Source organism: Kitasatospora phosalacinea, assembly GCF_000716545.1.
GTDB classification, from domain to species: Bacteria; Actinomycetota; Actinomycetes; order Streptomycetales; family Streptomycetaceae; genus Kitasatospora; species Kitasatospora phosalacinea.
This window is the reverse complement of record NZ_JNWZ01000047.1, coordinates 56,288-67,196: the sequence shown is the minus strand read 5'-3', so window position 1 is coordinate 67,196 and position 10,909 is coordinate 56,288. Positions and strand designations below refer to the sequence as shown.

Annotated in this window: 6 protein-coding genes and 1 pseudogene; 2 read left to right on the top strand and 5 right to left on the bottom strand. The window is 76.7% G+C overall.

All coding sequences use genetic code 11. The annotated features are described in order from the left end of the window. Positions 1 to 145: 145 nt before the first annotated feature. Positions 146 to 1,363, bottom strand: a pseudogene (locus OO48_RS23050) (PP2C family protein-serine/threonine phosphatase); the annotation flags it as partial. Between the two features lie 272 nt (positions 1,364 to 1,635). After that, on the bottom strand, positions 1,636 to 2,910 hold the full coding sequence (locus OO48_RS23045) for an NAD(P)/FAD-dependent oxidoreductase (protein WP_425338573.1): 1,275 nt from the start codon (positions 2,908 to 2,910) through the stop codon (positions 1,636 to 1,638). 917 nt (positions 2,911 to 3,827) lie between these two features. Here OO48_RS23045 and OO48_RS23040 point away from each other — a divergent pair. Together OO48_RS23040 and OO48_RS40785 are read left to right on the top strand one after the other, a co-directional pair. Then, positions 3,828 to 4,622 carry a TetR/AcrR family transcriptional regulator gene (locus OO48_RS23040; protein WP_081952306.1) on the top strand — a complete coding sequence of 265 codons (795 nt, stop codon included), beginning with the start codon at positions 3,828 to 3,830 and terminating at the stop codon, positions 4,620 to 4,622. Positions 4,623 to 4,974: 352 nt separating this feature from the next. Then, a complete protein-coding gene (locus tag OO48_RS40785; protein ID WP_280842433.1) occupies positions 4,975 to 6,960 on the top strand; it encodes a sigma-70 family RNA polymerase sigma factor in 1,986 nt (661 codons plus the stop codon). Positions 6,961 to 6,989: 29 nt separating this feature from the next. Here OO48_RS40785 and OO48_RS23030 read toward each other — a convergent pair whose 3' ends face one another. The 3 genes from OO48_RS23030 to OO48_RS23020 form a co-directional block, all read right to left on the bottom strand. After that, positions 6,990 to 7,685: a DsbA family oxidoreductase gene (locus OO48_RS23030; RefSeq protein ID WP_033219321.1), complete on the bottom strand. Its 696-nt coding sequence runs from the start codon at positions 7,683 to 7,685 to the stop codon at positions 6,990 to 6,992. Between the two features lie 99 nt (positions 7,686 to 7,784). Continuing rightward, positions 7,785 to 8,282, bottom strand: coding sequence for a universal stress protein (locus OO48_RS23025; protein ID WP_051732548.1), 498 nt, complete (start codon positions 8,280 to 8,282; stop codon positions 7,785 to 7,787). A gap of 92 nt (positions 8,283 to 8,374) precedes the next feature. Further along, the gene (locus OO48_RS23020) at positions 8,375 to 10,456 is read right to left on the bottom strand and encodes an asparagine synthase-related protein (RefSeq protein WP_033219319.1); all 2,082 of its coding nucleotides are present in this window, start codon (positions 10,454 to 10,456) and stop codon (positions 8,375 to 8,377) included. Positions 10,457 to 10,909 lie beyond the last annotated feature (453 nt).

Below are 10,909 nucleotides of genomic sequence, written 5' to 3'. Positions count from 1 at the left end.
CGCGAAAAGGACGCGACCCGTCACGGATCATCGAACTGGTTTCTCAGGGGATTGGCCGCCCCGGGACCGTCCACACAGATGCGTGTCCGGTGCTCCCTGTCAGGCAACTCGAAGAACTCTACACACCCACGGGCTCGGGATCAAGGGGCACCTGGAAGACCAGCACCGCGACGTCGTCGTCGTGCTCCGCGGTGACGCCGAGGGCGCGCAGCAGGCGGGAGCAGACGGTCTCGGCGGTGCCGACGGGGCCGGTGAGGGTGCGGGCGAGGTGGTCGATGCCCTGGTCGATGTCCTGGTCGCGGCGTTCGACCAGGCCGTCGGTGTAGAGGACGCCGGTGGTGCCGGGGAGGAGGCGCAGGGTGTGGGAGAGGTGGCCGACGCCGCCGGTGCCGAGGGGCGGGCCGTTCTGTTCCTCGCCGCGCAGGACGGTGCCGTCGGGGCCGCGGAGGAGCAGGGGGAGGTGGCCGGCGGAGGCGTAGACGAGGGTGGTGGCGGTCGGGTCCCAGACGGCGTAGGTGCAGGTGGCGATCTGGTTGGCGTCGATCTCCATGGCGAGGCCGTCGAGGAGTGTCATCACCTCGTGCGGGGGGAGGTCGAGGCGGGCGTAGGCGCGGACGGCGGTGCGGAGCTGGCCCATGACGGCGGCGGCGCGCAGGCCGCGGCCCATGACGTCGCCGATGACGAGTGCGGTGCGTCCGCCGCCGAGGCCGATGACGTCGTACCAGTCGCCGCCGACCGCGGCGTCGGCTCCGCCGGGTTGGTAGGTGGCGGCGACGTGGAGGTCGGCGGGCTGTTCGAGTTTCTGCGGGAGGAGGCTGTGCTGGAGGGTGACGGCGGCTTCGCGCTGGCGGCGTTCGGCTTCGCGGAGGCGGCCGGCGGACTGGACCTGGTCGGTGACCTCGGTGGCGAAGATCAGGACGCCGGCAGGGGTGGCGTGCTCGTCGGGGCCGAGCGGGACGCAGGCGATGTTGTAGTAGCGGTTGCCGCCGAGGCCGAGGATGCAGCGGGACTTCACGCTGCGCGGGCGTCCGCTGCGCAGGACCTGGTCGAGCAGCGGGAGCACGCCGAGGGCGGCGAGTTCGGGGAGGGACTCGGCGGCGGGGCGGCCGGGGGTGCGGGCGCCGAACAGGTCTCGGTAGGCCCGGTTCGCGTAGCCGAGCTGGTGCCGGGGGCCGTGGGTGAGTGCGACGGGGGCCGGCAGGCGGCGCAGGACGTCGCGCAGGTCGTAGAGCTGTTCGGCGTCGCGGAGGTCGGGGACGGCCGGGTCGCGCGGGCCGGGGACGGTGACGGGTTCGTCCGCGGTGGCGGGGGTGGCCCGCCAGGCGGCTCCGGTGAGCCGGGCGCTCCAGCGCATGAGGTTCAACGTCGGCCGCTTCCTCGGGGACTGATGGGGGTGGTACCTGCGGAGGGCAACTGCGGTGTGATGATCACAAAGTGTGCGCGGTTCTGTACTCGCCGTGATGGCTCCGTCGGGTCGATCCTGTCAGGCTCCGGTGTGATTCCGGAAGTCGAGCCCCCGGTACGGCGCGTTCTGGAGGGCGCGCGCCTGGATCGCGCTCCCGCAGAAGGGCCGGCGGTGGTGACGGTGACGTGGGACGGCGGGACGGCGGGACGGCGGGCGGCGGGGGCTGCGGGTCAGGCGCCGGGGCCGGCGGTGAAACCGGACTCGAACTCGGCCCGGGGGTGCTCGATGGTGCCCAGCGAAACGATTTCGCGCTGGAAGAGGCCGCCGAACAGCCAGTCCGTCAGCACCCGGATCCGGCGCTCCCGGGTGGGCAGGCGGCGCAGTTGGCGGGCCCGGTGCAGCCACCAGGCCCGGCGGCCGGTGAGCCGGGTGCCGCGCCTGGTGTGGGCGACGGCGCGGCGCAGGCCGAGCGAGGTGGAGCAGGCGGGGTGCTCGGGCCGATAGGCGGTGAGCGGGCGGCCGGCCAGCTCGGCGGCCAGGTTCTCGGCGAGCAACTTGGCTTGGGCGAGGGCGTGTTGGGCGTTGGGGGCGCAGGGTTCGCCGGTGTGGTCGGGGACGGCGGCGCAGTCTCCGGCGGCCCAGGCGTCGGGCAGGGGGGTGCCGTCGGGGGTGGCGATCCGCAGGGTGGGCAGGCAGGTGATCCGGCCGGTGCCGTCGAGCGGGAGGTCGGTGAGGGAGAGCACGGGGGCGGGGCGGATGCCGGCCGTCCAGACCAGGGTGCGGGCGGCGAAGCGGCTGCCGTCGGAGAGCACCATGAGCCGGTCGGCGGCGGACTCCAGGGTGGTGGAGAGCCGGACGTCGATGTTGCGTTCGCGCAGTTCGGCGAGGGTGTGGGCGGCGAGTTCGGAGGTCTCCTCGCCGAGGATGCGGTCCCTGGCCTCGACCAGGACCCAGCGCAGGTCGTCGGGGTCGAGGTTGTGGTAGCCCTTGGCGGCGGTTCGGGCCATGTCCTCCAGTTCGGCGAGCGCGCCGACGCCCGCGTAGCCGGCCCCGACGAAGACGAACGTCAGTGCGGCGTGGCGCAGTTCGGGGTCGCGGGTGGAGGAGGCCAGGTCGAGCTGTTCCAGTACGTGGTTGCGCAGGGCGACCGCCTCGCCGACAGTGGCGAAGCCCATGCCGTGCTCGGCCAGGCCGGGGACGGGTGCGGTGCGGGAGACCGAGCCGGGCGCCATCACCAGGACGTCGTACGGGACTTCGGTGGGCAGCCGGAGCTCACCGCGCGGGGCGGCGTCCACCCAGGCGGTGCGGGTGGCGTGGTCGATCCTGGTGACGCGGGCGGTGAGCACCCGGCAGTCGGGGAGCGCGGCGCGCAGCGGGACCACCACGTGGCGCGGGTCGATGGAGCCCGCGGCGACCTCGGCCAGCAGCGGCTGGAAGGTCAGGTAGGGCTGCGGCTCGACGATCGTCAGCTCGACCCGACGCTCTTTCAACTGGGCGCGCAGCAGTTGCTGGAGGCGCAGCGCGGCGCTCAGTCCGGCGCAGCCGCCGCCGATGATCAGGACTCGAATGGGGCACCTCCGGCCGGCCCTGGGGCTGTGACCCGTTTCACGTTCCCCCTATGACGCACCCGCGGGTGGTCTCTTGTCCACAGTCAGGGCCGGATCGGACCGAATCCGGCTGCCCGGGGCGGGCCCCGGAAGACACCGCGCCGCCCCGGCCGGCGGGCGGCGGGGGCGGCGGGCGGGCGGGTGCCGGTGCGGTCAGTGGGGGTGGTCCTGCCGGCTGCCGGGCTGCGAGGAACCCCGTGCAATCCGGGGCGCAACCGCCGGAGTGATCGCCCTGGCCGTCCCGTCGACGTCGATCAAGGAGTCGGACCGGAACAGCCGACGCCGAACGGCACCGTCGGCAGGGTGTGCGGTCGCGGTACGAGCGTGTCGTCGCGTCGGCGGTGGAACGGATGTGGCAGAAGTGAGGATGTGTACATCCGATCGTTGGCGTTGAACCGAGGCGGCACCTTTAGCGAAGCCTGACTGTTCGTCAAGGGCTGCTGGAGATAGGCGAGTCGGGACGAAGGGAGGCGTTCCGCGCGGGGATCCTCGGGTTGTGATTCGTCTCACGTGGGCCCGCGGGCGGTGCGTGAGGGGATTTGTCCGCACGTAGGGCCCGGATCGGACCGGGCCGGGGCGACGAGTGGTCCACTTCTGCGGCGAACTTCCCTGAACTATGGTCGGATTGTGATTCGGACCGCCGATGGTGCCGGTCCGTTCGTCCTGGACCTGGTGGCACCGACGCGGACTGCTCGGGAGCCATCCGGGGAAGGTAGTGCGCGGACGTCGGACCACGGCCGGTGTCGGCAGCGCACACCAGGGGGCGCAGTAGCCGTTCGGGTGCCCGGGACGGGGTGCCTCGGGGGAGGTTTGGCATGTCGGAGCAGGATCAGTTGGCGGGGCGGGTGCCGGTCGCGGCGTTCGGGCGGACCACGGTGGACGTGGTGCCGGAGCAGCGGGGCCCCGACGAGCGGGAGCGGTACGGCTTCTCCGGCGGCGAGCGCCCGGAGGGGGCGGGGCGGGGCGCGGGCTCGCGCCTGCGGGTGGACGCCCGGCGGAACCTGGAGAGCGTGCTGCGGGCCGCCCGTGAGGTGTTCGGCGAGCTCGGTTACGGGGCGCCGATGGAGGAGGTCGCCCGGCGGGCCGGGGTCGGCGTGGGCACCGTGTACCGGCGCTTCCCGAGCAAGGAGGTGCTGGTCCAGCGGATCGCCGCCGAGGAGGTCTCCTGGCTGACCGCCCAGGCCCGGGAGTCGCTGTACGGCGGGCTGACCGGCCCGTGGGACGCGCTGGCTGGCTTCCTGCAGCGGGCGGCGGCCTCGGGCGCCGGGCGGCTGCTGCCGCCGGAGGCGTTCCGGTACGCCGAGGAGATCGGCCGCGTCCCCGAGCAGCGCGGCACCGAGCTGCGGGCGTTCGGCGGCGCGCCGGTCGCCGAGGGCGAGCAGAGCGCCGACCCGCGGCTGCTGCTGCAGCTGCTGGCGGCGCTGGTGGCCCGGGCCGGCGCGGCCGGGGAGCTGCGCCCCGGGGTGACGGTGGCCGACGTGGTGCTGGTGCTGACGGCGGCGGTGCCGGTGCACGCCTCGGCGGCCGTCCCGGTGCGGGAGGGCGAGAGCGAGGGCGGGGCCGGTCACCGGCTGCTGCAGATCCTGCTGCAGGGGCTGCGCGCGGCCTGACCCGCGCCGCCGGGCGGGGAGCTGACGCACCGTGCGGGCGGGCCGCCGCGGGGCGGGTCCCGGGCCGGTCGGGGCACGCCGTTCGGGTGAACGGGGAGCCCCCGGGAGCGCCGGCCGGAACGGAAGCGGCGCGGAACGTTCCGGGTACGCGCGGTGCCTGTGCCGCCGGGCTCCGAACACTTCAGCGGGCGACGGCCCGGACGGGTGGGCCGGGGCGGACCCGGCTACCGGTGGTCCCTGCGCTATGCCATTCTTTGCCCGTGGTTGGAGCCATTGTTCCGTTGCGCACCGTGACCGCCGCCGATTCCGCGGGGCGGCTCCTGTCGCGCGCCGCGCGCCGGGGCGGTGCCAGGTGAACCCCGAAGAACAGGGCGACGCGGGCGAGTTCGGCTCCGGCCTGGAGACCCCGGGGCAGGTGCCGGACCAGGGCGGCAGCCCGGCCCGGGAGTCGCTGAGCGGCCGGGTGCCCGGCCAGGCCCCGGCCGGGCAGGGCGGCGTCGCCCCCGAGGCGTTCATCGGCGAGGAGCTTCCGGCGCGCACCGCGGTGCCCGCGCCCGCCGACCCGGTCGACGGCGAACGCCCGCCCTCCGACGCCGAGTTGACCGCCCGGGTGCGGGCCGGGGACGACGCCGCGTACGAGGAGGTCTACCGCCGGCACGCGGACGCCGTCCGCCGCTACGCCCGCACCTGCTGCCGGGACAGCTTCACCGCGGAGGACTTGGCGGGCGAGGTGTTCGCCCGCACCCTGCAGGCGCTCAAGGCCGGCAAGGGACCCGAGTTCGCGGTCCGGGCCTACCTGTTGACCGCGGTGCGGAACGTGGCCGCGGCCTGGGCCCGTTCGGACCGGCGCGAGCAACTGGTCGACGACTTCACCGGGTTCGCCGAGACCTCCGCCGCCACCGTCGAATTCGACCTCGCCGACCCCGGCGCCGACGCCTGGGCGCTGGCCCTCGCCGACCAGCGCATGGTGATGCGCGCCTACGCCGAACTGCCCGAGGACGACCGGGTGGTGCTCTGGCACACCGAGGTCGAGCGGGAGTCGCCCAAGACCGTCGCGGTGATGCTCGGCAAGACCGCCAACGCCACCGCCGTCCAGGCCCACCGGGCCCGCGACCGGCTGGCCGCCGCCTTCCTGCAGGCGCACGTGTCGGGCAGCCAGGAGTCCGGCTGCGCCGGGTACGCCAACCGGCTCGGCGCGTACGCCCGCGGCTCGCTGCGCAAGCGCGCCTCGGCGGAGGTCGGCAAGCACGTCCAGGACTGCGCCCGCTGCACCGCCGCGTACCTGGAGCTCGCCGACATCAACCACAGCCTGCGGGCCGTGCTGCCCGGCGGCGCGCTGCTCTGGGTCGGCACCGGCTGGTTCACCGTCGCCGCGGCGGCGGTCGGCGGCGCCGCCGTCACCGGCGCGATCGGGGCGGCGGCGGCCGGCGGAGCGGCGACCACCACCGCGGGTGCCGCGGGCGCGACCGGCGGCGCCGGTTCGTCCGGCGGCGGGGCGACGGCGGTGGCCGGGGAGGGGCTGGGCACCGCGGCGAAGGCCGGGATCGCGGCCGGGATCGCCGTGGTCGCGGCGGCGGTCGCCGCGTTCGCGCTCACCGGCTCGCCGGAGCCCGCCCCGCCGGTGGCCGCGCCGCCGGCCGCCGCCGTACCGGAGACCTCCCCGCCGCCGCCGGCCCCCAGGCCGTCCCCGACGCCCAGCCCGACGCCGAGCCCGACGCCCACGCCGTCCCCGACGCCGTCACCGACCCCCACGCCGAAACCGTCGCCGAAGCCGAAGCCCTCCCCGACGCCGACCCCGCGCCGGGGGGCGCCGCCCGCCCCGGCGCCCGCGCCGCCGCCGACCCCCACGCCGACACCGACGCCCACGCCCACGCCGTCCCCGACGCCCACCCCGTCGGCGTCACGCCAGTTCTGGCTGGACGAGGTGCCGTTGGACCGGGGCCACCGGGCCGCGGCCGAAACCCCGACCATCCGCGGCGGCGGCCAGGTCCTGCAACGGCCCTCGGCCTGGCTGCACGGCACCCGCTACCAGCACGTGCTGGCGGCCCGGGTGCCCTCGCGGGTGACCGTCGACCTGAACCGCCCCTGCCGTTCCTTCGACGCCGTCGCGGGGCTGGACGACTTCGGCGTGACGTACGGCGAGGTGGTGTTCTCGGTGCAGGGCGGCGACGGCCGGGTGCTGTGGAGCTCCCCCGCGATCTCCCCGGGCGACCGCCCCGTCCCCGTGCACGTCCCGCTGGACGGCCAGACGTCGATCCGCCTGGTGGTCACCCCGGTCCGCGGCTCCGTCCCGGTGGTCGACCTGGTGGACTGGGCGCAGGCGCGGCTGACCTGCTGAGACGCGGGACGCGGCGCCTACGGGCCCGCTCAGACCGCGCAGGTGCCGTCCTCGCAGGTGGCCGCGGGCGGGGCGACCGGGGTGATCCGCCCGGCGGTCTCGGCCTCGACCTGGCGGAGCACCTGGAGGAAGGTCTCGGCCTCCTGGCCGCCCTGGACGGCCCACTTGCCCTCGAAGACGAAGGTGGGGACGGCGGTGACGCCGATGGCGCGGGCCTCGGCGAGGGCGGCGAGCGTCTCGGCCTCGCCCTCGTTCCCGGCCAGGTACGCCGCGGCGCGCTCCCGGTCGATGCCGGTCTCGGCGGCGAGGCCGACGAGGGCTTCGGTGTCGCCGACGTCGACGCCCTCGGAGAAGTGGGCCCTGAGCAGGCGCTCCTTGAGGGCGGCCTGGACGGCGGCGCCGTACTCGGTCTCGGCGAGGTGGAGCAGGCGGTGGGCGCGCAGGGTGTTGACCTCCAGCGCGGCCTCGAAGTCGTAGTCGATGCCGACGCTCCTGCCGACCTCGGTGATCCGGGCGTCCATGGCGAGGGACTGCGGGCCGTAGCGCTCGGCGAGCCACTCGCGGTGGGGGCGGGCCTGCTCGGGGGCGTCGGGGACGAGCTGGTAGGGGCGGTAGACCACCTCGACGCCGTCCTTGCCCTCGAACTGCCCGAGCGCCTGCTCGAAGCGCCGCTTGCCGACGTAGCACCAGGGGCAGGCGATGTCCGAGTAGATTTCGACCTTCATGGCGGGCGTGCTCCTGTCGGGGTGGTCGGCTCGACGACCGGGCGGCCGTTCGACGGAAGGTGAACGCTCAACCATTCGTGGGCATTCCGGTCGCCCGGTTCAGCCCTCCTCGGCGGCGGGCGCGGGGACGACCAGCACCGGGCAGGTGGCGTGGTGCACGGCGGCGGTGCTGACCGAGCCGAGCAGCAGCCGGGCGAAGCCGCCGTTGCCGCGGGTCCCGACGACCAGGGTGTGCCGCCCGTCGGCGGCCTGCAGCAGGACCTCGATGACGTTGCCGAGGACGACGTGCAGGGTGAGCTGCCCGGCGTACGGGCGGGTGCGGGCGGACTGGACGGTGGCGACGGCGCGGCGCAGGCCGTCGGACATGCTCTCGACCAGCCGCTCGACGCTCTCCTGCACCAGGTCGGCCATGCCGGGCGGGTAGCCGGTCGGCGAGGGGTTGACCACGGCGAGGACGTGCAGCGGGAGGTGGTGCGCCTCGGCCTCGGTCATGGCGCGGTCGAGGGCCCAGAGCGCGGCGTCCGAGCCGTCGCAGCCGGTGAGGATCGCGGGGCCGGGCGGCGGCGGTTCGCGCCGCACGGGGAGGGTGGCGGTCATGGCGCGGTCTCCGGGGAGGGGGGCGGGGGTCTTCCGACGCTACCCAGCGGGTGCCCGTCGGCGGCGCAGGCGCACCCGGGGCCCGGCGGCCGTCAGGTTTCGAGCGCGGTGCGGCGCGGGGCGGGCAGGCCGGTCCAGGAGGAGCCGGGGCGGCGGGCGGCCAGCCGGCGCAGCCAGAGTTCGACGGCGATCAGGTCGGCGAGGGCGGCGAGGGTGCCGGGCGGGACGCTCTGCGCGGGGTCGGTGGCGGCGGCGAGGGTCTTGCGGGCGGCGGGGGTGTCGATCAGTCCGGCTTCGCCGAGCAGCGGGCGGTCGAGCAGTTCGGTGAGCGCGGGGGCGGCCTCGCGCAGGCCGCGGCGGGCCGGGTCGTGCGGGTCGGGGCCGGTGGCGCGGCCCCAGTCGGCGGGGAGGTCGGTGCGGCCGGCGCCGGCCAGCACGGCGGCGAGCAGGGCGTGCCGGGCGCCGGGTTGCAGGCGCAGGTCGTCGGGGAGCAGCCGGGCGGCGCGGACGACCTGGTTGTCGAGGAAGGGGGCGTGCAGGCGTTGGCCGTGCTGTTCGGTGGCGTGCACCAGGGTGCGGTAGTGGGCGGCGTGCCGGTGCAGGGCGAGGCGGGCGCGGCGGGCGCCGGGGGGTTCGGTGGGGGCGCCGTCGCGGGCCGCGGTGCGCAGGTGCTGGGCGAGGGCGGCGAGCGGTTCGTCGGCGAGCAGGTGGGCGGCGGGGCCGGGGCGGTGCCAGGCGAGGTCGGCGGCCAGGGCGCGCCCCATCGTCCGCTGGGCGGGCTGCTCCTGGCGGAGCGTCAGCTCGAGGGCGAGGTCGTCGAGGGCGTCGGCGTAGCGGGCGCGGGCCAGGCGGCGGGCGGCGCGCAGGACGGTGACGGGGGTGTGCAGGGTGCCGGCGAGGGCGCCCGCGGTGGCCCGGTCGGCCCCGGCCAGGGCGGCGATCGGGGCGAGCAGGTCGAGTGACCGGCCGGAGCGGACCAGGTCGGCGAGCCGGGCGGGGTGGCCGTCGAGGACCTGGCGGGCGCCGTGGCCGGTGAGGTGGTCGGCGCCGCCGGCCCGGTGCGCGGCGGCGTGCCGGGCGGCCTCGACCAGGGCGGGGCCGGGCTCGTCGGTGAGCGGTCCGGCGAGGGGGTCGGCGAGACCGGTGTACGGGGCGACGGGCGGGACGACCAGGTGGCGCAGGCGGGGGGCGTGGACGGCGAGGGCGAGTCCGTCGGCGTCGCCGAGGGTGACGGCGGGGAGGGGTTCGGGTTCGGGCGGTTCGGCGCGGCGGGCCCAGGAGCCCTTGATCGCGCCGGTGCGGGCGGCGGACCGCTCGGGGGCGGTGTCGGCGCCGGGCCCGGCGGGGAGCGGGACGGCCGCGGCCAGCAGGGCGACGGTGGCGGAGGCGGTGCCGTAGGAGAGGTCGACGCCGAGCCGGGGACGGTCGGCGGGGGCGGTGGCGCGGACCCGGCAGCGGACGGCTTCCAGCAGGGCGCGGGTGAGTTCGCGGACGGCGGGTGCCTCGGCGCGCTCCTCGGCCTGGTCCTCCGGGTACGGGCTGTGGTCGGCCCGCCCGCCCCGGATGCCGAGCGCGTGGCCGGGCGGGACGCGGCGCACGCCCTGGTAGGGGGTGCGGTCGCCGAGCGTCTCGGGGGTCTCGGGGGTGGCGAGCCGGGCGGCCAGGTGGGCGGCGTCGACGGGTGCGCCGACCAGGTCGGCGAGCGGGAGGGCGGCGGTGGCGTAGGCGGTGCCGCCGGCGAACGGGGTGTGGAAGACCGGCTGGGCGCCGGCCAGGTCGGTGAGCAGCACGGTGGAGCGGGTGCCGGCGCGCAGCACGACGGTGTAACTGCCGGGCCAGTGGGTGAGGTGGCGCAGCGCGCCGCCGCGGGCGGCGGCCAGGCCGTCGGCGAGTTCGCGGTCGGTGGCGCCGCAGCGGCCGGCGACGGCGAGGCGCAGGGTGGCGGGGGTGTCGTGGTCGGCGCTGTCGGTGGGGTCGCCCGGGTCGAGGCCGCCGCGGACGGTGGCGGGGCCGCCGGGGCGGAGCACGGCGAGGCGCAGTTCGTCGGGGCGCCAGTCGCCGACCGCCCAGAGCGGGCCCAGGCCGCCCCAGAGCAGGGTGCCGGCCAGCGGGCGGACCGCGGCGAGGGCCGGGTCGGCGGCGGTCAGGCCGCTCCAGCCGGTGAGCCACCGCATCGCGCCTCCACCTGTGGTGCTGCGGGCGCGCGGCGAAACCCCGGGCGGGCGGGTGGGGTTGGCGCGCCGTCAGGAGACATCGTGCCACCGATGGGGCGGATGAGCGCCGGGCTTTCGGGCACGGGTCGGGCTTCCGGGCCCCCGGGAACGCACGGACCGGGCCTCCCCCTCCGGGGCCCGGGCCGTGCGGGTCTCCAACTGCCGCCCGGGGCAAGGCCGGTGGCCGGGCAGGGCGGTGCGGGGACGGCCGCGACCGCCACGGTCCGACCGAAGTTGGCCGAAAGCCGTTGCACGACCCGGGAGGGCATCCGCATGCCCTCCCGGACGCGCAGCTGCCCGCGGGGAATGAGGCAGCGTTTCCCCCGGCCCGCCGGGTCCTCGACGGCGGGCCGATCCACAGGCTTTAGCGAATCGCCCACCTGCCGCTGCGGCCAGGGAGCACGGATGGCGCAC